We start from the raw sequence: 24579 nt of genomic DNA, 5'->3' as shown, positions 1-24579 counted from the left end.
CGCTGGCGCATGCGCTGCGGGCACGGGTTCGACACCGCAGCGCTGCGATTGCCGACTCCGCCGCCGCCCAGCACAGCCGGTGCCAGTCTGCGCGCTCACACTGCATGCCGCGCCGGGCATCAGCGATTGAGCCGGCCGATCAGCATGGCACGCAGTTGTCGTGCCAGCGTAGGGTCGACCGGACCCAGCGCCTGCCGCACCGGTTCGGGCAGGTGCTCGCCGGCGCGCTCGGCGGGCCCGAACACGTAGTAGTCGAACAGCGCGCGCCAGGCATCCTTCTCGGCCGACGGCCGATCGCGGATGGCCCATAGTGCGTGGTACAGCGCCGGCATCGCTGCCGGCAACTGCGCAGGCGCGCTGCTCCACCAATAATTGACCAGCACGTTGAACGGCTGCAGCGCCTGCACGTGATGCCACCACATGCTCGGGATGAACAAGGCATCGCCCGGTTCCAGCACGGTGGTGCGCGCGTGTTCCAGCGCATCGGCGAAACGGGGATACCGCTGCAGGTCGGGATCGGCGACATCCACCATGCTCACCACCTGCCCGCCCGGCGTGGGCTCCAGCGGGCCGGGATACAGGTTGCCCACCTGCTGCGGCGGAAACAGGGTGAATCGGCGTCGCCCGACGGCGCAGCAGGCCAGGTTGTCGGGCGCATCGTAATGGCAGGACGCGGTCACGCGATTGCCGATCCAGATGCTCGGCTGCGCCACGACGCCGCTGGCGGCCAGGTCCAGATCGTTGCACGCGCGCAGGCCGTGCAGGTTGTCGTCCACCGGCAGCGAGGCCAGGTAATACGTGGGCGGTCGCGGGTCGTCGCGATGGGCCGCAATGGCGTCGAGCAAGGCGCTCAACGTGCCGCGCCGCACCTCGAAGTTGAGTGCGCTGCCGTCGTCGGTGTAGAACGGGCGGCCGGCGATCTCCGGGCCACCGTAGGAATACTGCAGGGCACGCCCGGTGTCGTGCGCGCGCAGCAACGCCATCGCCTCGTCGGCGCTACGCAGCCCGGCCTGTACCAGCGCCCAGTCGGCGGCGACACCGCGCAGCACCACCGGCTCGGCAGCGGCGCACAGCTCGGCCAGCGGCAACGCGCCCGGACGGCCATCGCTGCGCTCGGCGATGGCCATAGCAGGACGCACGGAAGCCACGAATCCGCCCATTCGATCGGCGGACCTAAGCCGCCACGGCGGCGGCCTGCAGGCGCTGCAGGCGACGCTGCTTCTCGGCCATCAGCCGGCGCACGTTGTGCAACGACGCCAGCATCAGATACGCACCTTCCAGATACCCGGCCCGGTGCAGCTGTTCCAGCGCCTGTGCATCGAGCGCGGCCAGGCGGTCGCGATCGATGGCGAACAGGCCGTCCAGATGCGCGGCATGGCTCGCATCCAGCGTCACGTCCAGCCGCACCGGCTGGATCAGTCCCTGCGCATCGAGCGCGGCCGCCATCGCCTGGCCCGCGTCCACACCCTCGCGAATGCCGCGCAACACGCCGATGATGTGTTCCAGATACGGGCTATGGCCGCCCTGCGGCAGGAACACCGCTTCGCCCTCGCTGCGGCTCACCCGCGGGTGTTCCAGGTCGACATGGATCACCGGCTCCTGCACCAGCGCGCCATCGATCCGTTGTTCCTGAAACCCGATCAGGAACGGTCCCTTGGCGACGATGCCGGGCAGGTAACTCGCATTCCAGCGGCCTTCGTGCAGGAACAGGTTCTCGTCCTGCGCAAAGCCCAGCAACGCCACCGCCTGATAGCCACCGGTGGCCGGATCCTTGCGAAAGAACAGCGGATATTCGCGTTGCAGCTCGGCGTACTCGGTCACGAACGCCGGCACCAGGCCCACGGCATCGCCGAACTCGGTGCCGAAGCGCAGGATCACCCGCAGATCGTGGTGGGCCACGTTGTTGAGTACGGCGTATCGGCTCATCTCATGCTCCCGCAGCCGTCTGCGCTGGACGCCTGCATTGAAAAGGATCGCGCGCGCTTGCGCAGCTGCGCACGCCGAGGACCGAGCATTGCCAAAAACGCACCGCCCGGCAAGCCGCAGGGCAGCATCCGCGACCTCCGGCAGCGCGTGGGCGCCTGCAGACGCATGCGCGTGCGCCGCTCCTCACGCGCGATCGATCGACACCGCACGCAGCAGCGGTCATACCACGCGCCATCGCGACCGACCCGCGGCACCGCGCACGGTCGCGGCCGCCGTCCAGCAGCGGCTGGCAGGAGCGTGGCGAGCGATCGCCGCGGCCTGCCAGCCGGTCGCACTGCCGGCTCAGAACGCGTAGCGCACACCCAGTGTGTAACGCGGCTGCTGATCGATCAGGCGCACGATCTGCTTCTCCGAACGTCCATGCCAGCGCACGTCTTCGCCGGTCAGGTTGATCGCCTCGAATCCGACCGACAGCTGCTTGTTGAGCGCATAGCTCACGCTCAGGTCGAACTGATGGTACGCCTCGACATAGTACGGATTGCGGTTGGAGGCGTCCTGGTTAGCCGCGATCAGGTATTCGTCGCGCCAGTTCCAGGCCAGACGCGCGCTCCAGCCGTACTTTTCGAACATCAGCATGACATTGGCGGTATCGCTCAGGCCGAGCAAGGCGAACTGGTCGCGGTCGATGACGTTATTGTTGAAGGCCACATCGCCTTCGACGATGGTGTAGTTGGCGTAGATGCCGAATCCGCTGCTGCCGAAGAAGTACTGCCCGCCCAGTTCCCAGCCGTGGATGTTGGCCTTGTTCTGGTTGACCGGGCGCGTGACATCGAACTGGTACAAGGGGTCGGCGGCAGTGCCGGCGAGGTCGTAGGCATTTTCCAGCGCCAGGCTCTGCGCCGAGCTGCCGTTGTAGGCGGCCAGCCCGCCGGTGGCGGCGGCATTGCGCAGCAAGGCAGTGGCGGCGAACAGCGAAGTGTCGTTGGCCGAGCACGCGGCCGCCACATCGTTGCCGGCCGCGCCGACCTGCGCGGCGCAGGCACCGCTCTGCAGGAACGCCAGCGCCGCCTGCGCGTCTGGCCCGGAGGTGGGATCGGTCAGCCCATACAGGGTTTCGCGCGATACCGTGCTGCCGATGAAGTTGCTGACGCGCTTGTTCCAGAAGGTCGCCGACACGTAGCTTGCGTCGGCGAAATACCACTCCAGCGCCAGGTCGAGATTGTCCGATTCCAGCGGCTCCAGGGTCGGGGTCTGTGCATCGCCGCTGGCGCGGTTGGACGGATTGATCAGGATGGAACCGGCCGGGGTGTTGGGGGTCGGGCCGGCCAGCAGGTTGTTGTACGGCGCCCGCGCAATGGTCTGCCCGAACGAGGCACGGCCCTTCAGCTGGTCGGTGATATCGATGCTGAAGTCCAGATTCGGCAGGATGTAGTTGTAGCTGGTCTTCTCGCTGAAGGGCTGCTGCTCGGCCGAGCGCACCAGCTGGAAGTCGTTGTTGGCCTGCCATTGCAGCGCGACCGGGGTGGCCACCTGCGAGGTGGATTCCACATCGGTGCGCTCGTAGCGCAGGCCCAGGCGCGTATTGGTGGTCATGCCGGCGATATCGCCGCTGAGTTCCAGCTGGACGTAGGCGGCGCGCGTCTTCTCTTCGACCTGATTGTTTGCGCTGTAGAGCGGGTTGTAGCGCGTGGCGGCGCCGTACTGGCTGCCCCCCCACAACGCCAGCTCGCTGGCATTGCCACGCCAGGCATTACGCGGCGCGCCATTGGCGTTGAAATCGTCGAACATGCCGACGATGCTCACCGGCCGCAGCAACGCGACCATGCCCGGTTCGTTTCCGGCGTTGGCCACGCCCCAGTCGCCCAGGGCCGAGTAAGTGTCGCTGGTCAATCGATTCATGGTGGTGTTCGACGAGCTGACACCGAACTGGAAGCGCCCGTCGTCGAAGTCGAACTTGCCGTCCAGCCGGCCTTCCTTGGTTTCGGTCACCTGCTTCTGGTAGTAGATACGCTGCACCTGCGAACCGAGATTGGCCGGCGTGAAGTCCGGATTGACCACGCCGTTGGTGCCGGCCAGCGAATCGGCGACGGTGGGATACCAGGTCCGCGCGCCGATCGGCAGCGAATTGTTGAACCACAGTTCCTGCGCCCACTGTCCGCCGCAGGAAGGGCCGTTGACGCAGTTATTGGTGCCGGCGAAGCTGAAGTAGGTCGCGCTGCCGCCGGTCACCGGATCGTTCGGCAGGCTCTGCGTCTTGGAATTGTGCGCATCGAAGGTCAGCTGGAAGCGATCGCTCACCTGCCAGTCCGCATTGAAACCCAGCGAACCGAGCCTGTACTTCTGCTCGTTGCGCTGCTGCTCCATGCCGAAGTCCTTGGCGCCATTGGGCACATCGCGCAGGTAGATCGGCGTGGCCACGGTCTGGCCGGTATCGAAGGTCAGATTGGTGAAACTGTTGGCGCGCTGCAGCCAGATGCCCTGCTCGCCGCGGTCTTCGCGGATCTCGTTGGACGAATAGGTGTAGTCCAGGGTCAGGGTCAGGCTGTCGCTGGGCGCGAACTGCATGACCGCCTGGCCGTTGGTGCGCTCGCGCTGGAAGTCGGCGAACGCGTAGCGCAGATCGTTGGGCATGCCATACAACTGGCCGATCGCAGGCGCGTTGGTCACCACCGTATCCGGGCGCAAGGCCGGATCGGTGCCGGTCCAGCGCTGGATGTTCCAGCGGTTCTCGGTGGCCTGCACCGAGCCGCCGTGACGCTTCTGGTAGCTGGCGCTCAGGCCGATGCCGAAGGTCTTGTCCGGGTTGGTATAGCTGAAGATGCCCGACAGTTCCGGAGTGAGCGTATCGCCGAAGGGCTGGGAACGGTCGGACATCATCTTGGCACCGGCGCTGGCCACCACGCCGGAGTGGTTGAAGGGCTTGTCGGTCTGGATGTTGATGGTGGCGCCGATACCGCCGCTGGGCGCGGTGGCACGGCTGGTCTTGAACACTTCGATACCGGTGATGGCTTCGGACGCGAGCTGCGCGAAGTTGAACGCGCGCGTTCCCACGTCCACGCCGCCGATCGGCGTCTGCCCAGGCGCACCGAAGGCATCGGCGCCGGGGATCAGGCGGCCATTGAGGGTGACGGTATTGAACTGCGGACCGAAGCCTCGCGCGGTGACCTGCGCGCCTTCGCCATCGCGGCGTTCGATCGAGATGCCGGTGATGCGCTGCAAGGATTCGGCCAGATTGGTATCGGGAAACTTGCCGATGTCTTCTGCGCTGATCGCATCCACCACACCGGCGGCGTCGCGCTTGATGCCCATCGACTGATCCAGGCTGCTGCGGATCCCGGTGACGGTCACGGTGTCGAGCGTCGTGGCGGCATCGCTGCCGGACTGCGCTGCCGCTGCGGGCGGAGCGACGTCCTGCGCGAACGCGGGGTTGATGACGAGCAAGCCACCGACAAAGGTGAACATGGCCTTCGACTTGAAGCTGTTCAACGTACGACGCATCGATCTGTCCTCGGGAATGGAGTCCAACCGTCTACGACCGCTGTCGCGGCATGCGACACGGCAGAGTCTTGCCCACCGCCCGACGGGCGTTGGCAAGCGGTACTGCAGCACTTCAATTCAGTCCCCTAGCGCGCAGGCCGACACTTCCCCTTCGAGCATCGGCGTGCGGTGTACGGTGCGCATCTGCGGCACACGGCAACGACCGTGGACGGTCGTACCGCGGAGGCGATGGCGCCTTACCTGCGTGTCCCCAGTGATAGCGCTAACACGCCGCGAAGCCTAGTCATCCCGTCGAGCGCTTGTCCACCATGCGTTGCAGCATAGTGATGGGGCTGCACGGTTACAGCCGAAACGGCAGTCGCTCGAGTCCGTCTGGGTGTTTCAAGCCCGGCGCGGCTGTAAGCGTTACCATCCGATTACGCGGATTCGCACGCGGAAGGCAGCGAAAATTGCACAATGCCTGCGCACCGCGCTGCCACCGGCGTGGCAACTGCGCAAACATGGCTCGCCCGACGGACCGTTGAGTCGTATGCGATCGGTGTGCGTCTGTCGTTCAAGGCCGGCGGCAGCGGGCAGGAGTCGGAGCACGGCCAGCTGCGCGTGCAGGTCACGAAGCATGGGTATGGAGGCGGCGGTACGGAGCGCGCCGCTGCGCCGCCGCGCCGTCCCGGAACCGCGCGTGAGATGGTCCCGCGGAGGTGCCGGACCCGGTTGCTAGCCCAGACCTGCGGTGTCCAGACGTACGGCACCATCGCCGTCATCGGCCAGCCGGTCGTCCGGATTGCTCAACGCGCAGCGACGCAGTGATAGGCAACCGCAGCCGATGCAATCGTTGAGCTGATCGCGCAGCGCCTGCAATTGGCCGATACGCGCATCCAGTTGCGTGCGCCAGCGCGCGGACATCCGCGCCCATTCCGCGCGCGTGGGGGTACGCTGCTCCGGCAGCACCGAGAACGCCTCCAGCACCTGCTGCAGCGGTATGCCCAGCCGCTGCGCGACGCGGATCACCGCGATCCGCCGCAGCACGTCGCGCGCATAGCGGCGTTGATTGCCGGCAGTGCGCAGACTGCGGATCAAGCCCTTGCGTTCGTAGAAATGCAATGCCGATACCGCCACGCCGCTACGCTTGGCCACCTCGCCCACCGACAACTCGCGCTGCATCGCCTTGACCTCAACCCTGGTTGAGGAAGGATGCTGCGCGGCCACGACCGACGCAAGGTCGTGGCCACACTCACTCGCCCTGGATGTCCGATGTCGATCGAAACCACTTCATTCAACGCACCGCCGGTTGCGTCGCCATCCATCTCTATCCTCGCGGCGCCGTACCGCGCCGCGACACTGGGCATGGTGGCGTTGGTGTCGCTCAACGCCTTCGAATCGCTGGCGGTAGCCGCAGCCATGCCGAGCGTGGCGCGCGAGCTGAACGGCCTGCCGCTGTACGCACTGGCATTCGGCGGCACGCTGGCCACCAGCGTGGTCGGCATGAGCGCCGCCGGGCGCTGGAGCGACCGTCACGGGCCCGGCGGCGTCCTGGGCGGCGGGTTGCTGTGTTTCGTGCTCGGTCTGCTGATCGCCGGCCTGGCGCCGAGCATGCCCCAGCTCATCGTCGGGCGCCTGTTGCAGGGATTGGGTGCCGGTGCGTATTCGGTGGCCTTGTACGTGATCGTCGGGCGGTTGTATCCGGAGGACTTGCGCCCGCAGGTATTTGCGGCATTTTCGGCCGGCTGGGTGGTGCCGTCGTTGATCGGGCCGGCAATCAGCGGGCTGATCGTGCAGCACGTGGGCTGGCGCTGGGTGTTCCTGTCGGTCCCGTTGTTGGCGATTCCCGCCGGGCTGGCGCTGTGGCCGGCGCTGCGTGGGCGCGCCTGGAACGGCGAGGCCGGTAGCGGATCGCAGCAGAACTTGGGGTGGGCCTGCGCAGCGGCGGCAGGCGTGCTTTGCGTGTACGTGGGCGGGCAACTGCATGGCGTGCGTGCGCTGCTGACGATGGCGCCGGCAGTGCTGCTCATGCTGGTGTGCGCCTGGCGTCTGCTGCCGGCCGGCACGCTGCGGCTTGCCCGCGGCCTGCCCAGCGTGATCGCATTGCGTGGCATCGCGGCGGCAGCGTTCTTCGGTTTCGAGGCGTTCCTGCCGCTGCTGCTGTCGCGCGAACGAGAGCTGTCGCCGCTGCTGGCCGGTGTGGCGCTGAGCGTAGGCGCGCTCGGCTGGTCGCTTGGCTCGTGGTATCAGGGACATGGCCGCGGTGGCTGGTCGCGCAGGCGCCTGCTGCAGACCGGTGCGGTACTGATGATGATCGGCATCGCCATCAGCGCCATGGCGGCCTGGCCTGCATTCCCGGTGCCCGCAGCGATCGCCGGCTGGGCGCTGACCGGCCTGGGAATGGGCCTGCTGTTTCCCAGCCTGTCGGTGCTGACCTTGTCGATGTCGCCACCGGAGCGCCAGGGGCTCAACAGCTCGGCGATGCAGTTGAGCGAAGCCATCGCCGTCGCCGGGACACTGGCGCTGGCAGGCGCGCTGTTCGCAGCGTTGCTGGCCTCGGCCACGCAGGCCGCCTATCTGAGCGTCTTCGCGCTGGCCTGGCTGTTGGCCGCAGCGAGCCTGGCGGTGGCACGGCGGGTATGAGCCGCGCTGCGCGTACGCGGGCAGTGGTGACGCACTGATGTGACTGCCGAGCCGTCGGCGCCGGTTCGATAGGCATCGCCCGCGCCATCGCGCCAGTGAAGACAGCAGGTGCCAGCCCATGCCGGCCGCGCGGCGCATCGATGCGCAACACAGACGACGTTGCCGATCCTGGCGGCATTGCCCGAATCGATGCTGCCGATGCGGGCTCGCATGTGGCTGGTCATTTTTTCACCACCCATCTTGACAACGTTGCGGGCCGGGGCCTGCGCGCACTTGTCCACAGCCTTGTGCAAGTTCCATCCACAGGGGGTGTGGAAAACCCGCGCCGCATCACGGCTGCGAACGGACTTGCGCACGCTCGTGATGCAATGCTCGCACCACGCCGCCCATCTGCGGCGGCATCGGCCGCCCTGCGGTGGCCTTACCGTCAGCCGCGCCTGCGTCCTGGCGCACGCGCAGCACACCGGCGTAGGCGCACGCAGCCGCCGCGCGCGACGAGCGTCAGTCCAGGATCACATGCGGTACAAAGCGCGAGGTGTCGCGGGTGATCGGGCCATCGTCGTCGCGCATGCCCAGCCCTGCCGGCCGATCGGCCACCACCCAGCTGCCGACCAGCGCGTGCCGGCCCTCGAACACCGGCAACGGATGATGCGCCTGCAGGATCGCCGGCCCGTCCGCATAGGGTCCGTCGGTCTGCACCGTCTCGCCCTGTGCAGTCACCAGGGCGATGTTGGCGCCCTCGCGCGACAGCAACGGCTTGCGCACCCAGCCGGCACTTGCCGCCTGGCCCGGTTGGGCGAAGTGCGCGGGCAACAGGTTGGGGTGGCCCTGGTGGCGTTCCCACAACAACGGCAGGATGCCCTTGTTGCTCAACACCGATTTCCAGGCCGGCTCGATCAGGCGCACGCGGTTGGCGATCAATGCCGGCCCGAAGCGCTCTTCCATCATGAATTCCAGCGGGTACAGCTTGAACAGCGTGTGGATCACGCGGTCCTGCTCGTCGGTGAACCAGCCTTCGGCGCTCAGGCCGATGTCTTCGATGGCCACTTCCTCGGTGGCGATACCCACCTGGTGCGCGCAGTCGCGCAGATAACGTACGGTGGCGCGGTCTTCCAGCGACTCGCGCACCGCAGCGAAATGCATCTGCGCGCCGAGCGTGCCCTCCATCGCCAGCGCGCCCAGCGTTTCGCACAACAAGTCCTGGATCAGGTTGTACTGATCGCTACCCTTGGGCAGCGCACCGGCGGCAATCTGCTGCTCCAGCCACAGCCACTGGAAATACGCGGCCTCGTACAACGCGGTCGGCGTGTCGTAATTGAGCTCGTACAGTTTGGCCGGGCCCTGGCCGGAGTAGGCCAGATCCATGCGGCCGTAGAGATGCGGGTCGCGGTTCTTCCAGGAGCTGGCGATCCAGTCCCAATAGAACGGCGGGATCGCCAGCTTGCCCAGCAACTCTTCCGAGCCGACCACCTCGTCCACCAGCTGCATCGCCATGTCGTGCAGGTCCTGGGTGGGCGCTTCGATGTCGTCTTCGATCTGCCGCAACGAGAACGCGTAGTACGCGCGTTCGTCCCAGTACGGCTGCCCATCGATGGTGTGGAAGTGGAAACCGAGCGACTCGGCCTGCGTGCGCCAATCCGGGCGTTCGGCAATCGCGATGCGTTGCATGTCAGCCGCCGAACCCCGAACGCCCGCCGCCGCCGAAGGAGCTGCGTGCCGCGGCGCTGGAACCGAAACCCGAACGCGACACGGTGATCGCACGGGTCGGCATGTCGATCGCACCGCTGCGCCCGCGCACGGTGCCGATGCGATTGCTGGCCAGATCGCCGTTGGGCTTGTAGAAGCCGCCGCTGCGGTAGTCGCGATACAGCGGTATTGCGCCGCCGTAGCGGTACCCGCCACCGCCGCTCATGTTGCCCAGCGCATAGCCCAGCAGGAACCCTCCCATCGGCGGGATCCAGCTCTGCTGGCCCTGGTTCTGGATCGCGGTGCAGCTGCCGAATTGTTCGTCGCATTCGTAGCGGGTGCTGAAACGCGGTGCGCTCTGCTGATGCTTGGTGGAGGCCTCGTCGTAGGCCTTCAGGCATTGCTCGATGCTGCCCTGTTCCTGCTTGATCTGGTAGCAGTCCGATGCCGACTGCAGCACCACCCCGGTTTCCGGCTCCGAGCCGCAGCCGGTGGCCAGTGCGGCCGGCAAGGCGGCCATCAGGGTGAGTTTGAGATTGCGTGATCGCTTCATGGCGCAGGCTCCGTTACGGCGTGATCGCCGCGGCATTGATCAGGCCTACCGCGATCGACACACCGGCAGAGAAGATGCCGGCAGCGGCGACGTTGTCGGTGATCTGCCGCGAGATGCGCCCGGCCACCAGATTGGCCAGCAGGTACGCCACGATCTGGATGCCGCAGGCCACCGCGCCCCAGATCAGCGCATCGACCAGGCTCACCGAGTGGGAAATGGCCGAATGCAGCGGCAGCGCCACGCCGATCAGGTTGCCGGCCAGCGCCGTGGCGGCGGCGACGTTGCCTTGCCGCAACAAGGTGAAGTCCTTGTGCGGGGTGACCAGGGTCACCAGCACCACCGAGACGATCAGCACGCCCAGGCCGGTGCCGAAGTAGGAAAGAAACGCCAGAAAGCTCTGCAGATTGATCGGGTTCATGACAGGACCGGTTGAGGAAGGGGCGAGCGCAGGCTCAGGTGATATCCAGATCGGCGACGGTGACATCGATCCCGACCGCATAGGTGACGCAGAACTCGTTGGGGCCGGAATCCTCGCCGGTGACCAGCAGGAATTCCTCGCGCTGCAGCTCCGGCACCTGCCGGCTGTAGAGCATGGCGTAATGGGTCAGGTCGCCGTCGCGGCGCGGTGGCTGGTAACGAAACAGCACCTCGTCGTAGACGATCGGCGGGATCCGCCCGGTATCGTCGGTGGACTGGGTGGCGCGCTGCCAGCGCTTGCCGGCATAGTCGATCTGCGCCGCGCCCAGATGCGGATGCTGCATCACGAACTCCTGGAAGGCCTGCTTGCTCGGCGGGTTCACCGTTTCGCAGAACACGAAGGCCTTCATGGCCTCCAGTTCGCCGCCCACGGTGGTGACCTGCAGAAAGGCATCGTCGTCCAGGTAGAACCGGTGCAGCGCGTAACCGTCGCCCAGATCGACATGGCCGTAGCACGGAATGCCTTGATGGCCCCCGGGCAATTCGGCGGTCATGGCCTCCGGCGACATGCGGTACAGCGTGGTGTCGATGGCGACCTGGCCACCCACGCGCAGGCCCAGCGGCAGCGCATGCCCGATCGCACCGTTGCCGGTGGTCGGCGGCGGGGGCGGAGTGGATTGGCCGAACAACTTGCTGAAGAAACTCATCGTCAGAGACCTCGCGGCGATGCGGAAATGGGAGCCTCGGCTGCGCGTAAGGCCTGCCATGCGATGGCATCGGCGGCAATGCGCTGCTCGGCCAGGTAGTACAGCATGGCACCACCGGGCACCGTGGTGCGTGGCGGTGGATTCAGGCGCACTGCGCCACCGGGCGCACGCAGCCCCAGCAGCAAGGCGCCGCGCTGACCGAATTCGCCGGCAAGCCGGCTGTAGTCCAGCACGGCCTGCTGGTCGGGCACGGTCAGACTGAACTGGGTGGGGCCATCGTCCACCGAGAGCAGTTCGGCGGTGATCGCCGCGCTGCCAGGGTCCTGCGCGGCACGCGCCAGGATCTCGGCAGTCATCGGCCGGGTGCATTCGATCGCCGGGTAATGGTGGTTCACCAACTGCGCGGCACTGGCCGAATCGAAGTGCGCCACCACGTGCGCGGCCGGCGCATGCGCCATCAACGCGAACACGGCGGCCAGGGTCTGGTCGTCGGACGGTGGATTGACGATCACTCGCGCCGCGCCGGCGATACCGGCACGTGGATACACCTCGGTATGCGTATAGGACTCGGCCGCGACGAAGCGCATATGGTCGGGCATCGGGTTTTCGGCGATGCCTTCGGCGATCAGCACCACGCCTTCATCGTCGGTGGCGGTGTCTGACAGCAGCAGCTCCAGCAGCCTGGCCGAGGCGGCGCCCTGCCAGCCGATCAGGATGGTATGCCCGCGCAACGCGTCGTAGGCCATCTTGCCCATGTAGTGACGCCTCCAGAAGGTGATGAGCACCGCACTGGTCTTGGCCAGCACCGTGGCGAACAGCGCCACCGCACCCGGCATCAGCACGAACGCGGCGATGTAGCGCCCGGCCACCGAACCCGGCGACAGGTCGCCGTAGCCGATGGTGGTGGCGGTGGTCATGTAGTAGTACGGAAACGCATCCAGGCCGACGAGCTTGTGCTCGCCGGCCAGCAGCAGCAACGCCCAGCTCAGCCCCATGTGCGCCAGCAACGCCAGCGCCACCACACCCCAGCTGACGCGACGCACGTGGCGTCGCAAGACCCGGAACAACCGTCCGACGATGATCATGGCGCGTCCTGTGCCGAGGGCTGAAATCAGCTGTCGCTACGCGGAACCTGTTGCACGTCGCGTACCTGGCCGATCAATGGCGCGGCGCCGCCGGCGGTGTCGTGGCCGAGTTGCGCAGCCGGCTTCTTGAACCGGGCCAGCACCGCAGCGGCGTTGGACTCGCCTTCCATCAGGCCGGCAGCGGCCAGCCGCCGATTGAGATCGCCATCGCCGCTGGACGCTTCCAGTTCCTCGGCCGATTCGATGCGCGCGGAGGTCTCCGCCTGCCGCGCCTTGATGCGCTCCAGCGATTCCAGTGCCGACCCCATCTTGCTGCTGGCACCGGAATGGCGCGCGGCGATGGCGGCCTGCGCCCGCTGCACCGCATCGGTGGCCTTGACCGTGTCGATCTGCTGGCGCATGCCGCGCAGCTGGTTCTCGGTTTTCTGGATGGTGGCCTTGAGGGTCACCACCGACTGGTCGAGCGCGGTCTTGGAAGCCTTGTCGCCGGCATCCTCGCTTTCCAGCGCGGCGAGCTTCACCGCCACGTCGTGCGCCAGCGTTTCGTCGTTCTTGGCCAGGGCGCCTTCGATGTAACGCGTGTACTCGGCCATCTTGCCGGCGCGCGCGTCGATCTTCTGCTGGGCCAGCTTGCTCTGCGCCATCAGCTTGGTCAGCTCCTCGCGCGAGCGCGTGAGCTGGGCGCCGGCATCGCGCATTTCCTGGTCCAGGATGCGCAAGGCATTGGCGTCCACGGCCTTCTGGCCGGTTTCGTGTGCGGTCCCACGCAGCAGCGTGATCAGCTTGGAAAAGATACTCATGACAACGCCTTATGAAAAAAACGGCTTGAGAGATTCGGCGGCATCCAGCGTGTTGGCCGCCAGGGTCTGGATTTCCTCGTCGATCTGATCGAGCGTGGACGACGCCGAGAGTTCGCCGAAGACCACATAGCTGTCCTTGCCTTCCACCTGTACCAGGCCCAGGTTGGAGAGCGGATTGAGCGGGTTCAGCCGCAGGCAGGCGTCGTTGAACGCAGCCCGGTCGCTCACCTGCTCGGCATGCGCCAGCAAGGTGGACACGAAGATCTGCGAGCCGGAGGCGGCGACCTGGATCTGCATATCGCCGTGGTCGGCCAGGGTGAGGTTGATGGCCGGTTCCAGCCCGTCGATCAACTCGACCTCGATCGGCTGTCCGCGGTAGCGCTCGGCCAACAGGCCGTGCAGGTCGACGGTGGTGTATTGGGTCATACGATGTCCTGTCCTTTGGTCATGCAGCCGTGGCCATGCGATGGGCGGACATACTACAGACTGTTCGCAACCGGCAGAAAGGCCCGTTCGGCCTGGCCGTTCATTGCACGCTGGCCGCGCTGCGATCGCGGCGACGCCGGCGTGGTCGCAACCGGGCGCGGGCGCGGATCACGGATACAGCATTCGCTTGCTCCAGTGGCTGGCCGCATCGGCCTCGTAGCGCCAGCGCTCGTGCAGGCGGAACCTGGCGCCATACCAGAATTCGAATGCCTGCGGCACCACCCTGAAACCGCCCCAGCCATCCGGCCGCGGCACCTGCCGGCCGTCGAAAGTGGCCTCGGCCTTGGCGAGGGCGGCCTCGAATTCCTCGCGCGAGCCCAGCGTCTGCGATTGCAGCGAGGCCCAGGCGCCGATCTGGCTCTGGCGTGGACGCGAGGCGAAATAGGCATCGGCCTCGCCTGCGCTCACCAGCTGCACCGCACCCTCGATACGCACCTGGATGCCCGCCTCGCGCAGCGTACGCCACAGGAACAGCAGCGCCGCCTGCGGGTGGGCCTGCAGGTCGCGCCCCTTCGCACTGTCCAGATGCGTGTAGAACACGAACCCGCGCGTATCGAAGGCCTTGAGCAGGACGGTACGTGCACTCGGCCGCCCATCCAGGTTGGCGGTCGCCACGGTCATTGCGCTGGCTTCGGGTTCGGCGCTGGCCTGCGCCTCGGCGTACAGCGCGGTGAAGGTGGCAAGAGCTTCTGCGTACAGATCGGGCATGACGGTGCGTGGCAGCAAGGTGGGCACCTATTGTGGGCGCATCGTGTGCGCTTGTCCCGGGCGCGGGGGCGCTGCCGCGCCTGCAGCGGTGCGACCGGCGATGCCGCGACGGCCGGCGCGGCACCGCCGAATGGTGTCAGCGCGCGTCCACCGGCCCGGTGGGCGAGCGCCAATGCTAGGATCGGTGCGCATGAACCCCGCTCCCAATCTCGTGATGGTCGGCCCGATGGGCGCCGGAAAAAGCTGCATCGGCCGCCGCCTGGCCGAGCGCTTCGGGCTGGACTTCGTGGACGTGGATCAGGTCATCGTCGAGCAGGCCGGCAGCAGCATTCCGGACATCTTCGAGCAGCACGGCGAAGCCCACTTCCGGCAACTGGAAGCCGATACCCTGCAGACGCTGCTGCAGCAGCACAACAAGCTGATTTCCACCGGCGGCGGCGCGGTGCTGGATGCACGCAACCGGCAGTGCATCCGCGAGGGCGGCTTCGTGGTCTACCTGCACGTGAGCGTGCCGGCGCAGCTCGCGCGCCTGGCGCGCGACCGCAACCGACCGCTGCTGCAGCGCGCCGACCGCGCACAGGCGCTGCACACGATGGCCGCCCAGCGCACCCCGCTGTACCAGCAGGTCGCCGACCTCACGCTGGAAACCGATCATTTCTCCCCCGCCGAGGCCACCGCGCAGCTGGTGCTGCGGCTGGCCGCGCAATGGCGCATGTCGAGCCCTCCCGCATGACACTTCCCCGTTCCTCGCGCAGCGTCGCCGTCGACGCAGCGATTCCCTACACCATCACGATTGCCCCTGGCCTGCTCGACGATGGCGCACGCCTGGCCGGGCACGTCCGCGGTCGCCACGTCTTGCTGCTCAGCGACTCGCAGGTGGCTCCGCACTACGCGGCCGGCGTACGCAATGCGCTGCTGCAGGCACGCCCGCAACTGCAGCTGGGCGAGCTGGTGATCGCCGCCGGCGAGGCCTCCAAGACGCTGGACAACTTCGGCGCTGCCATCGCTGCATTGGCCGAACTGGGCGCAACCCGCGATGCCTGCGTGTTCGCGCTCGGCGGCGGCGTGGTGGGCGACCTGGCCGGCTTCGCCGCTGCGTGCTGGATGCGCGGCGTGGACTGCGTGCAACTGCCCACCAGCCTGCTGGCAATGGTGGATTCTTCGGTCGGCGGCAAGACCGCGGTGGATATCCCGCAGGGCAAGAATCTGGTCGGCGCGTTCCATCCGCCGCGTGCGGTGATCGCCGACACCGACACCTTGCGCACGCTGCCCGCGCGCGAATTGCGCGCCGGGCTGGCCGAGGTGATCAAGTACGGCGCCATCCGCGACCCCTTGTTCTTCCAATGGCTGCATGCCGAACGCCGCGCCTTGCTGGACGGCGACGCGGCCGCGCTGGCGCAGGCCATTGCGCGCAGTTGCGAACACAAGGCCGAGATCGTGGCGCGCGATCCGCTGGAGAAAGGCGAACGCGCCCTGCTCAACCTGGGCCACACCTTCGGCCACGCGATCGAAACCGAACAGGGCTATGGCGCGCCCGGCAACGACAACCTCAATCACGGCGAAGCGGTGGCGGTAGGCATGGTGCTGGCGGCGCGGTTGTCGGCCGCGCTGGGGATGAGTAGCGCCGAAGACACCGAGGCGCTGCGCGCCTTGCTGCGCGACTTCGAGCTGCCGACCGAGATTCCGGCCGGCCTGGCACCCGAGGCCCTGCTCGGCCGCATGCGTCTGGACAAGAAGAACATCGCCGGGCGCCTGCGGCTGGTGCTATGGCGCGGCATCGGCAAGGCCGAAGTGGTCCCCGATGTCGAAGAGGCCGCAGTACTCGACGTCCTGGCGGGTTGAGACCAGCCGGCCGCGCGACGCCCTCGCTCACCGTCTCCAGCGCATTGGTAGGGGCACCCGGGCGCGGCCGGGCCTTGCCGAGCACTTCCCATCGCGCCCAGCTGCGCTCCCACGCACTGCCTGCCAACATCGGCGCGGGCGGTGCGCACTGCTGCCCGTGAGCGCGCCGGCAGGCCTGGATGCCAGCCAGCACTGGCTTCGCAACCGGAGCGAGCAGGCGTGCCCATTGCCCCCAGCCTTCAGCACCGCCCGGCTACAATCGTGCACATGCGCATTCTCCTGCAACACGATCCCGGCGGTAACGCGCCGCTTCGCTATGTCCAGCTGACCCTGCAACCGGATCTGTTCGGCGGCTGGGAACTGCTGCGCGAGAGCGGACAGATCGGCGGCCGCACGCAACTACGGCGCGACCAGTACCTGCTACAGGACGAGGCCGACCGCGCGTTCGAAAAGGCCCGCGATACCCAGCTCAAACGCGGCTTCCGACTCATCACCGGCGGCGCCGACGCGCCGCACTGAGGACATCTTCCCCATGCTCAAGAACGATCGCCTGCTGCGCGCCCTCAACCGTCAGCCCGTCGACCGCACGCCCGTCTGGCTGATGCGCCAGGCCGGCCGCTACCTGCCGGAATACCGCGCCACCCGCGCGCGCGCCGGTAGTTTCCTGGGCATGGCCAAGAACCCGGAAATCGCCTGCGAGGTCACCCTGCAGCCGCTGCAACGCTTTCCGCTGGATGCGGCGATCCTGTTCTCCGACATCCTGACCATCCCCGATGCGATGGGCCTGGAGCTGTATTTCGTCGAAGGCGAAGGCCCCAAGTTCCGCCACCCGGTCCGCGATGCAGCCGCGATCCAGCGGCTGGGCGTGCCGGACATGGAGACCGAGCTGCGCTACGTGATGGATGCGGTGCGCCTGATCCGCCGCGAACTGGATGGCGCAGTGCCGCTGATCGGGTTCTCCGGCAGCCCGTGGACGCTGGCCTGCTACATGATCGAAGGCGGCGGCAGCAAGGAATACGCACGCATCAAGGCCATGGCCTTCAATGCACCGGAGCTGCTGCATCACCTGCTCGGCACGGTCACCGATGCGGTGATCGCCTACCTGTCGGCGCAGCGCGCCGCCGGCGCACAGGCGCTGCAGGTATTCGACACCTGGGGCGGCGTGCTGTCGCCGGCGATGTATCGCGAATTCTCGCTGCCTTACCTGACCCGTATCGCGCGTGAGCTGGAGCGCGGCAGTGGGGCCGAGCGAACCCCGCTGGTGCTGTTCGGCAAGGGCAATGGCGCCTATGTGAGCGAGCTGGCCGCCAGCGGCGCCGAAGCGGTCGGCGTGGACTGGACCATCTCGCTGGCCGATGCCGCCCAGCGCGCCGCAGGCCGCGTCGCGCTGCAGGGCAACCTCGACCCGGCCACTCTATACGGCTCGCCCGACGCGATCCGCGCCGAAGTCGGCAAGACCCTGGACAGCTACGCGCAAGGCAACGGTGGCTCGCGCGAAGGCCACGTGTTCAACCTCGGCCACGGCATGTCGCCGGACATGGATCCGGATCACGTCGGCGTGCTGGTCGAAGCGGTGCAGAGCTTGAGCAAGCGCTGACGGGCCAGATGACCGGCGGCACTGCACCCGCTGCCGGTTGCCGCAGCAGGCACATGAGCGATTGCGAACATGTGCCTTTCCCGCGTACCGCTGCGTTTCAACGCACCCGGCATTGAAACGCTGTCTGCATTGCTGACATCGGTTCGTGGTGACGCTCCGCATCATCACCGATGCATCCCCACTTCTGCACTGGCGCCCCACCGACGCCGCGACGTTGGTCTTTGGTCGCGGCACCTCCGCCCATGCCAGGCCCTGACGAAGCGCGCATGCCTGGCGATCTCGCAGACAGTACGGCCAGCGCGTAGTGACTCGCTGCAGACGCGCATCGGTTTGTGACGGCGCTCAAACTGTCGGTCGAAGCACTGCGTCTGCGGCGACACAGCCGGCTCGCTCTGATCCCGCACCAGCGGCACGTGGTGCGGCTGGCGCACGAACGTAATGCGGTCCCGGCTGGCAGCCCGGCCCGGACGGCGCGCGTTCTCGCGCGTTCTGCAGGGTATTTGTGTCAATTCGGTTGCGATTCGCCAATGAATTCCCCGCACCGCGTTCCAGATCGCGGCGACAAGCCGCGTGTCGCTCTCAAGCCGGCACGGCTTCACGTCGATAAACCCGGCATTGCCGTCGTTTGCACCAATTCTTCCACGGCACGGCGATCTACTGTTGCTCCACGGTGATGCGGCGCCACTGCGACATCTCCAGACAGGCGCTCCGCCTGCCGAACCTCGACACCGTCACGTTTGTTCAAACGCTTCACTCACCCGCGAACCAGGGAGAAAAGCATGGCCTTTCCAACTGCCGTCAACGACCAGATCACCGACTCCGTCACCCAAGCCAATACCAAGGTGTTGGGCGATGCCCCCGCCATCGCCATGGGCAATCTGTACCAGGCCACCGCGCAGGCGCTGGCCAACGCCGCCCACAACGCGACCAATGCGCAGCAGCAGAGCTATGTCACCGCGCAATCGGCCACCACCATGGGCGTGGCCACGCTCTACTCCATCGATACCGCCACCACGGGCGTTGCGACCAAACAGATCCTGAGCACCGGCATCAAGGGCCTGGGTTGAACCCGATGCGCTGACCACCGTCCACCAAGGAGCACCACATGGCATTCCCAACTGCAGTGAACAACCAGATCACCGACTCGGTCATCCAGGTCAACACCAAGGTGCTGGGCGACGCCCCGGCCATCGCCATGGGGAATCTGTACCAGGCCACCGCGCAGGCGCTGGCCAATGCCGCCCACAACGCGACCAACGCGCAGCAGCAGAGCTACGTCACCGCGCAGTCGGCCACCACCATGGGCGTGGCAACGCTGTACTCCATCGACACCGCGACCACCGGCGTCGTCACCAAGCAGATCCTGGGCGTCTGACGACCCGGCTGACGCCAAGGACATCCGCCAATGGCCTTTCCCACCGCCGTCAACGACCAGATCACCGATTCGGTCACCCAAGCCAATCTGCAGGTATTGGGCAGCGCTCCAGCCGCAGCCATGGGCAATCTGTATCAGGCCACCGCGCAAGCGCTGGCGAATGCGGCCCACAACGCAACGCTCGCGCAGCAGCAGATGTACGTCACCGCACAGGCAGCAACCACGATGGGCGTCTCGCTACTGTACTCGCTCGATACCGGCGCCACAGGTGCCGCCACCAGGAAGATTCTCGGCTAACACCACCAACGCCGCAGGCTCTTCGCTCTTCCACCACCGCTAAGGAGCTATCACCATGGCCTTTCCGACTGCCGTCAACAGCCAGATCACCGATTCCGTCTCCCAGGTCAACACCAAGGTCCTCGGCGATGCGCCGGCGATCGCAATGGGCAACCTGTTCGTGGCCACCAGCCAGGCGCTGTCCAATGCCGCACACAACGCAACGAACAACCAGCAGCAGTCCTACGTGACGATGCAGGCATCGACGACGCAGGGCGTGTCCACCCTGTATTCGATCGATACCGCGTCCGATGGCGTGGCCACGCGCGAAATCCTCAGCGCCGGGCTGCGGTAATCGGTGGCCAGGCACCGCCGCCGTCTCGCCGGTGGTGCCTGGTTCGATACGCGGCGCCATGCTCCCCCGCATCTGGCTGGTCGATTCCAGAAAGGACGCACCATGTTGCAGTTACATCATGTCCCCACGTCCAACACCCTGGATGTGGTGGTCAGACTCATCAGGGGCCGCACCATCGTGGCCACGTTCGCACCTCACCAGAAAGCGGTGATGAATGTCGCCTTCGACGGCATCCTGCCCCTGATTCCCGGAGCGCAGCCATTGGTCTATCGCCAGAGGCCAGGCAACGTGATCGAGGTGCCGCGCGGCAATTTTGCTTTCCTGGAACGCGTTCCCGATGGCGTGGCCTTGCAGTACGCGTGCAGACACGAGCCGCAGAACACCGTGCTGTTCTCGGCGTCGGCGGGGATTGAACAGCGCAGGCCGTCGTTGGCCTAGAACACCGACGCCAGTGCCCTGTCATGCAGCCAAGCGCGCAGGCCGCAAGCATCGCCAGCCTGGTCGGCCCTGCCGCAACAGGTGCGGCGATGGCCATCGGGCAAGCGCCGGCCTTCGCGATGGGAGCCACCTACCTGGCGCTGGCGGACTCCATCGCGCTCGCAATGGAAAACGCCGTCGCCAACCAGCAACGCGGACAGGTTCTTGCCGATGCCGCACTCACCCAGATCCTTGCCTTGATCATCCAGAAAGGAGCGACTTCATCATGATCGACGATAGCAGCGTAAACAGTCAGATCGTCGATGCCGTCAGCAGCATCGTGACGCTGACCACCGGTCAAGCGCCCGCACAGGCGCTGGGCATGCTCGATGCGGTGATGCTGGAGACGCTGGGCATGGCGATGCATAACGCCGTGAACCGGCAGCAGGGCGCAGGCATGATCAATGCTGCTGCGATCACCGCCGCCTGCGCCAAGATGATCTCGGCGCCGTTCCCGGTTCCGCCACCGCCGCCGCCCGCACCACCCGGACCAGCGCCGACCGTGGCGCCGTTACCTGGCCCACCGCCCGCGCCTTCTCCCCCGGCGGCGCTGATCGCTGCTGCAGCGGCGGAAGCCAAGACGGCGGTCGATGTGCTGAAAACGCAGGCGCAAGGCGCCTCGGCAGATGCCGCGACCGCAGCCGCCGACCTCATGGAAGTCCATGCACTGAGCGTCCCGCCGCCCCTGCCTGCCACTCCCCCCGCCCCCGGCGCCGGCCCCAATGATGCTGCCACTGCTGATGCTCCTGTTGCTCCACCCCCAGTTCCACCCGCAGCCGCAGCTGCTGGCGCACCCGCTCCTGCATCTGCACCTGTTGTTCCTGCTGCACCTGCATCTGCATCTGTGCCTGCACCTGCACCTGCATCTCCGACGCCGCCTCCGCCATAAGCCGACCGCGTAGAGGCGTGTTTCACCACCAGGCCTCATCGCCAGGCCGCAGATCAATCCACGGGAGCCGAGATGGAACCGAGCAAGGTCAATGCCCAGGTCATCGATGTGATCAACCAGACGCAGATGGCCACCATGAGCCCGCAGGTCGTGCTGACCAGCGGGGCCGGAAAGGCCTATCAATCGGTGGCTCAGTCCACGGCCATCGCGGTGCAGGACGCCACCGACGCGCTGCGCAATGTCTCCACCATCGCCACCACGGCCGTCGGCGTGGCGATGGCGCAATACCTGGCCACCGGCGACGCCAAATACGTCACCGCGCTCACGCAGGCACAGGCGCTGATGCAGGGTGCCACCGACGACTTCGCCAGGATCGGCTCGGCGGCCGGCCTGGTGCTGAAAAACTTCCCCGCTGGTTGAACTCACAAGGAGTCATGCAATGTCCGTTTCGATCGCTGGCCGCCTGATCTCGATGCCGACGATGCTCTCGACGCTGGGCAGGCAGTGCCTGGCCTTCATCGATGGAGGCACCCAATGGCTGGCCTGGGCGATCCAGTCGCCCGGCGTGCGCTACGACTTTCCCGACGAGAGCAGCTTGCTCGATGAGGTGCAGCAAGGCCTGCATGGCTCGCGCCTGGCCTTGCTGCCGCAGCTGGAACTGAAGGTCAGCCCGGTCAAGCTGATGAGCTTGAGCGCGACCGACCTGGGCACGTTGGCGCAGGCCGAAGCCGGCGATACCGGATCGGTGGTCAAGGCGCAGTTGCAGCGCATCTTCCGCGACAACGCCCTGTTCACCGCAAGCGACCTGGGCGCAGGCCGTAGCCTGCTGACCCAGCTGAAGGTCGACGGCGCTGCGGTGTTCCAGTCGCTGGACCTGGAAGAGAGCCTGGCGCTGCGCCAGCTGGCTGCGGACGCGCCGCCGGCCAACGTGACGCCGGCGCTGCAGCAGGAAGCGGCCGCGTTCGCCGTCGAGCAGGCGCGAACACCGCTGGAATTCTGCGATTACTACCGTTTCTACCTGGCCTGCACCGCCACGATTACCGCTGCGGACGAGCGTGCGCATGCGGCGGCCTCGGCGCTGCAGACGCTGCTGCCGCTGCTGTTCGCCACCCTGGATTGCCCACAGGTCCAGGGACTGCCCTCGCCCAACGAGGTCGAACGCAGTGTTGCCGACTGGCTGGCGCGCGGTCGCCAGATCGGCTTCGCGCGGCTATCGCTGGCGGCCCAGCAGATCGTCCAGCACACCCGCTACCAAGGCAGCGGAGACGACCAGGCGGCGAACGACGCCATCGGCCTCTACCTGCAATCGGCGCAGGCCTTCCTGGCAGCCAACCGGCCCAGTCGTGGCGTGCTTGGTCAGGACGGCAACAGCTGCGTGTTCGCCATGCGCAACGACACCCTGGCCGCGCTGCTCCAGGTCAACGGCGGCGTCATCTCGCTCCGCGATTTCGGTGCGGCGCCTGCATCCAGCAGCACATCGCAAGCTGCGGACACGGAGGCTTCGGAGTGAACGCATCGCGCTCGCTTCCTGCGGCCAGCGACCAGACCCCGCCTGCGATCAGCGCCGCTGACGCGGCCCGTGACGCGGTGCATGCAGGACGCGCCGCTGCCCTGGCGGCCGCACGCCAGACCATGGCGCAAGCCGAACACGCACTGGGCGCGATGCTGCGCACGCTGGCGGCGCAGCGCCCGCCCGATACCGCACCACTCACGGTCCCGCTCCGGCCATCGCGTACCGATGCCGTTGCCCCGCTCCATCCCGCGTCCACTTCAGGAGACACCCGCATGACCGACGATACCCAGCCCACGCCTCCGGTTCCGCCCACTGCCACTCCTGCGCAATCGCCAGGATCGTCGCAGATCGAAGCCGCACTGAAGGCGGCGCAAGCCCAGATCGATCAGGCGATGGCCGCCAGCGACAGGGCCGTGCAGGCGGCCATGCAGGCTGCAAACGCCGCGACCGCCGCAGCCGGTAACAATCCAGCAGTCGACAACGCAACCCAGGCGCTACAGCAGGCCGACCAGGCCGCAGCCGCTGCGGTTGCCGCCGCGCAGCAACAGGCCGAGCAGGCGATGAACGCAACGCCTTCGGCAAACCCAGACGCAGACAACGGAACAGCCGCCTAACGCATCGGAACGTATCGATGTCGCGGCGACGCCGGTCCTGCAGCGAGCACACCCGTTTCCTTTGGGGCGGGTCACCCGACCCGGCCGCCACTTCGATCCAGTAGCGCAACCCCGTCGTTCTAGCCATCGCGCCCCGGTCCAGCCACCGCCCGATCCCAAGGAATGCCGACATGACGTTCTACACAGGCTTCGACACCGATCAATTCCCCGGACTCCCCGCCCTCGACTGGCTCAAGAACGAGACCAGCCTGGCATGGTGCGGCTACTACCTGGCACCGGCGCCAAGCCACGCCGATACCGGCTGGATGGGCCAACGCGCGGCGTTGACCGCACAAGGCTGGGGTCTGGCGCCGGTGTACCTAGGCCAGCAGACGATCGGCCCGGGTTCGCATGAGGCCAACGCGCGACAGGGCAGTATCGATGGTGCACAGGCTGCGGCGCTGGCACGCGCCGAAGGCTTTCCCGGCGGTGCGGTCGTCTATCTCGACTGGGAAGATGGCGGTAGCCCGCCCCAGGCTGCCATCGATTACATCCGCATGTGGATCGCCGCTTTGGTGGAGCATGGCTACTCGCCAGGTCTGTATTGCTCGCACGCGCGCGCAGTGGAATTGCTGTCGCGCATCGGCCCCGGCCCCACCCCACGCGTCTGGGCCTGGCGCGTCTCGACGGCAGCGCGTCACCCCTACGCTGGCGACATCCGGCACATCCAGCCCGCCGACCCGGCCGGCTGCGGCTATTCCCAGGCCATGCTCTGGCAATACGAACAGGATGCGGTGCTATCGCTTCCCGGCACGCCCTGCGATGGGCTGGAAGTGGACCTCAGTTATTCGAGCTTGGCCAATCCGAGCGCGGCGTGATTGCGCAAGTTCCCCGTTCCAACGAAGTGCTGAATGGACGCACCTCGGCAGGCACGCAAGAAGAGCCATGCTGCTAGCCGCTTGCTCACTCAGCTGATCGACAGCCGCAGTCATGCGTTTGGAATGCGGGGGAACTCGTGCTTTGCTACCACATCCCACGTAACTGGCCGAAGCCAATCCGGGTCAACCAGAGAAGTGGGATTTACTTCTGCGCCGCTAAGAGGGTGTTTACATAATGGTAATCTATGATCCCAACGTGGAAACAAGGGATCGAGATGGGGCGCCCACCCAAGATT

The 24579-nt window shown here is 66.9% G+C and carries 28 protein-coding genes and 1 pseudogene; 16 read left to right on the top strand and 13 right to left on the bottom strand.

Features of this window, described 5'->3' with window-relative positions; all coding sequences use genetic code 11:
- Nucleotides 1-119 precede the first annotated feature (119 nt).
- The 4 genes from LL964_RS05020 to soxR form a co-directional block, all read right to left on the bottom strand.
- A complete protein-coding gene (locus LL964_RS05020) occupies nucleotides 120-1160 on the bottom strand; it encodes a cupin-like domain-containing protein (protein ID WP_104587216.1) in 1041 nt (346 codons plus the stop codon).
- 13 nt (nucleotides 1161-1173) lie between these two features.
- On the bottom strand, nucleotides 1174-1926 hold the full coding sequence (locus LL964_RS05015) for a SapC family protein (protein WP_104587215.1): 753 nt from the start codon (nucleotides 1924-1926) through the stop codon (nucleotides 1174-1176).
- Nucleotides 1927-2268: 342 nt separating this feature from the next.
- A complete protein-coding gene (locus LL964_RS05010; RefSeq protein WP_167395310.1) occupies nucleotides 2269-5424 on the bottom strand; it encodes a TonB-dependent receptor in 3156 nt (1051 codons plus the stop codon).
- Nucleotides 5425-6138: 714 nt separating this feature from the next.
- The gene (soxR, locus tag LL964_RS05005; protein WP_104587214.1) at nucleotides 6139-6585 is read right to left on the bottom strand and encodes a redox-sensitive transcriptional activator SoxR; all 447 of its coding nucleotides are present in this window, start codon (nucleotides 6583-6585) and stop codon (nucleotides 6139-6141) included.
- 90 nt (nucleotides 6586-6675) lie between these two features.
- On the opposite strand from soxR, the gene LL964_RS05000 reads away from it, so the two are divergent.
- Nucleotides 6676-8046 carry an MFS transporter gene (locus tag LL964_RS05000; protein WP_208621433.1) on the top strand — a complete coding sequence of 457 codons (1371 nt, stop codon included), beginning with the start codon at nucleotides 6676-6678 and terminating at the stop codon, nucleotides 8044-8046.
- Nucleotides 8047-8547: 501 nt separating this feature from the next.
- Here the strand turns inward: LL964_RS05000 and LL964_RS04995 are convergent.
- The 8 genes from LL964_RS04995 to pdxH all read right to left on the bottom strand — a co-directional run bounded on the left by LL964_RS04995 (nucleotide 8548) and on the right by pdxH (nucleotide 14488).
- Nucleotides 8548-9714: a glutathionylspermidine synthase family protein gene (locus tag LL964_RS04995; protein WP_104587212.1), complete on the bottom strand. Its 1167-nt coding sequence runs from the start codon at nucleotides 9712-9714 to the stop codon at nucleotides 8548-8550.
- A 1-nt stretch (nucleotide 9715) separates the two neighbouring features.
- Complete coding sequence (locus tag LL964_RS04990) at nucleotides 9716-10285, bottom strand: DUF1190 domain-containing protein (RefSeq protein WP_104587211.1); 570 nt, start codon at nucleotides 10283-10285, stop codon at nucleotides 9716-9718.
- A 13-nt stretch (nucleotides 10286-10298) separates the two neighbouring features.
- On the bottom strand, nucleotides 10299-10703 hold the full coding sequence (locus LL964_RS04985; protein WP_104587210.1) for a DUF350 domain-containing protein: 405 nt from the start codon (nucleotides 10701-10703) through the stop codon (nucleotides 10299-10301).
- Nucleotides 10704-10737: 34 nt separating this feature from the next.
- Nucleotides 10738-11415 carry a YjfK family protein gene (locus LL964_RS04980; protein WP_208621440.1) on the bottom strand — a complete coding sequence of 226 codons (678 nt, stop codon included), beginning with the start codon at nucleotides 11413-11415 and terminating at the stop codon, nucleotides 10738-10740.
- Nucleotides 11412-12494 carry a potassium channel family protein gene (locus LL964_RS04975; protein WP_104587208.1) on the bottom strand — a complete coding sequence of 361 codons (1083 nt, stop codon included), beginning with the start codon at nucleotides 12492-12494 and terminating at the stop codon, nucleotides 11412-11414. The genes LL964_RS04980 and LL964_RS04975 overlap by 4 nt, the downstream gene beginning before the upstream one ends.
- A gap of 26 nt (nucleotides 12495-12520) precedes the next feature.
- Complete coding sequence (locus LL964_RS04970; protein ID WP_104587207.1) at nucleotides 12521-13294, bottom strand: PspA/IM30 family protein; 774 nt, start codon at nucleotides 13292-13294, stop codon at nucleotides 12521-12523.
- Between the two features lie 9 nt (nucleotides 13295-13303).
- Nucleotides 13304-13720: a YjfI family protein gene (locus LL964_RS04965; protein ID WP_104587206.1), complete on the bottom strand. Its 417-nt coding sequence runs from the start codon at nucleotides 13718-13720 to the stop codon at nucleotides 13304-13306.
- A gap of 168 nt (nucleotides 13721-13888) precedes the next feature.
- Nucleotides 13889-14488, bottom strand: a complete 600-nt coding sequence (pdxH, locus tag LL964_RS04960; protein ID WP_104587414.1) for a pyridoxamine 5'-phosphate oxidase — start codon at nucleotides 14486-14488, stop codon at nucleotides 13889-13891.
- Nucleotides 14489-14678: 190 nt separating this feature from the next.
- Between pdxH and LL964_RS04955 the strand changes: the two genes are divergently transcribed.
- The 11 genes and pseudogenes from LL964_RS04955 to LL964_RS04905 form a co-directional block, all read left to right on the top strand.
- Nucleotides 14679-15221, top strand: coding sequence for a shikimate kinase (locus LL964_RS04955; RefSeq protein WP_104587205.1), 543 nt, complete (start codon nucleotides 14679-14681; stop codon nucleotides 15219-15221).
- On the top strand, nucleotides 15218-16330 hold the full coding sequence (gene aroB, locus LL964_RS04950; protein ID WP_104587204.1) for a 3-dehydroquinate synthase: 1113 nt from the start codon (nucleotides 15218-15220) through the stop codon (nucleotides 16328-16330). The genes LL964_RS04955 and aroB overlap by 4 nt, the downstream gene beginning before the upstream one ends.
- A gap of 267 nt (nucleotides 16331-16597) precedes the next feature.
- Nucleotides 16598-16849 (top strand): WGR domain-containing protein, encoded by a 252-nt coding sequence (locus tag LL964_RS04945; RefSeq protein WP_104587203.1) that lies wholly within the window; start codon nucleotides 16598-16600, stop codon nucleotides 16847-16849.
- Between the two features lie 13 nt (nucleotides 16850-16862).
- A complete protein-coding gene (hemE, locus tag LL964_RS04940; protein ID WP_104587202.1) occupies nucleotides 16863-17927 on the top strand; it encodes a uroporphyrinogen decarboxylase in 1065 nt (354 codons plus the stop codon).
- Between the two features lie 779 nt (nucleotides 17928-18706).
- Nucleotides 18707-18994, top strand: a complete 288-nt coding sequence (locus tag LL964_RS04935) for a RebB family R body protein (RefSeq protein WP_104587201.1) — start codon at nucleotides 18707-18709, stop codon at nucleotides 18992-18994.
- Nucleotides 18995-19032: 38 nt separating this feature from the next.
- The gene (locus tag LL964_RS04930; protein ID WP_104587200.1) at nucleotides 19033-19302 is read left to right on the top strand and encodes a RebB family R body protein; all 270 of its coding nucleotides are present in this window, start codon (nucleotides 19033-19035) and stop codon (nucleotides 19300-19302) included.
- A gap of 30 nt (nucleotides 19303-19332) precedes the next feature.
- A complete protein-coding gene (locus LL964_RS04925) occupies nucleotides 19333-19599 on the top strand; it encodes a RebB family R body protein (protein WP_104587199.1) in 267 nt (88 codons plus the stop codon).
- Between the two features lie 55 nt (nucleotides 19600-19654).
- Nucleotides 19655-19933: a RebB family R body protein gene (locus LL964_RS04920; protein WP_022973268.1), complete on the top strand. Its 279-nt coding sequence runs from the start codon at nucleotides 19655-19657 to the stop codon at nucleotides 19931-19933.
- A gap of 102 nt (nucleotides 19934-20035) precedes the next feature.
- Nucleotides 20036-20371: a hypothetical protein gene (locus LL964_RS04915; protein WP_104587198.1), complete on the top strand. Its 336-nt coding sequence runs from the start codon at nucleotides 20036-20038 to the stop codon at nucleotides 20369-20371.
- Nucleotides 20372-20460: 89 nt separating this feature from the next.
- Nucleotides 20461-20640: a RebB family R body protein gene (locus tag LL964_RS04910; RefSeq protein WP_167395309.1), complete on the top strand. Its 180-nt coding sequence runs from the start codon at nucleotides 20461-20463 to the stop codon at nucleotides 20638-20640.
- Nucleotides 20637-20846: pseudogene (locus LL964_RS04905) on the top strand (RebB family R body protein); the annotation flags it as partial. The gene LL964_RS04910 and the pseudogene LL964_RS04905, both read left to right, overlap by 4 nt.
- A 214-nt stretch (nucleotides 20847-21060) precedes the next feature.
- Here the strand turns inward: LL964_RS04905 and LL964_RS04900 are convergent.
- Nucleotides 21061-21276 (bottom strand): hypothetical protein, encoded by a 216-nt coding sequence (locus LL964_RS04900; protein WP_228329389.1) that lies wholly within the window; start codon nucleotides 21274-21276, stop codon nucleotides 21061-21063.
- Nucleotides 21277-21371: 95 nt separating this feature from the next.
- Between LL964_RS04900 and LL964_RS04895 the strand changes: the two genes are divergently transcribed.
- From LL964_RS04895 to LL964_RS04880, 4 genes are all read left to right on the top strand, one after another.
- Entirely contained in the window at nucleotides 21372-21719 is a 348-nt protein-coding gene (locus tag LL964_RS04895; protein ID WP_047695780.1) for a hypothetical protein, read from the top strand.
- A gap of 19 nt (nucleotides 21720-21738) precedes the next feature.
- On the top strand, nucleotides 21739-22809 hold the full coding sequence (locus LL964_RS04890) for a hypothetical protein (RefSeq protein ID WP_104587195.1): 1071 nt from the start codon (nucleotides 21739-21741) through the stop codon (nucleotides 22807-22809).
- The gene (locus LL964_RS04885; RefSeq protein WP_104587194.1) at nucleotides 22806-23426 is read left to right on the top strand and encodes a hypothetical protein; all 621 of its coding nucleotides are present in this window, start codon (nucleotides 22806-22808) and stop codon (nucleotides 23424-23426) included. Before LL964_RS04890 ends, LL964_RS04885 begins: the two co-directional genes overlap by 4 nt.
- A gap of 170 nt (nucleotides 23427-23596) precedes the next feature.
- The gene (locus LL964_RS04880) at nucleotides 23597-24283 is read left to right on the top strand and encodes a glycoside hydrolase domain-containing protein (protein WP_104587193.1); all 687 of its coding nucleotides are present in this window, start codon (nucleotides 23597-23599) and stop codon (nucleotides 24281-24283) included.
- Nucleotides 24284-24579: the final 296 nt, after the last annotated feature.

The sequence above is a fragment of the Xanthomonas melonis genome (genome assembly GCF_020783655.1).
Taxonomy (GTDB): domain Bacteria; phylum Pseudomonadota; class Gammaproteobacteria; order Xanthomonadales; family Xanthomonadaceae; genus Xanthomonas; species Xanthomonas melonis.
This window is presented reverse-complemented; position numbering and strand designations above follow the sequence as displayed.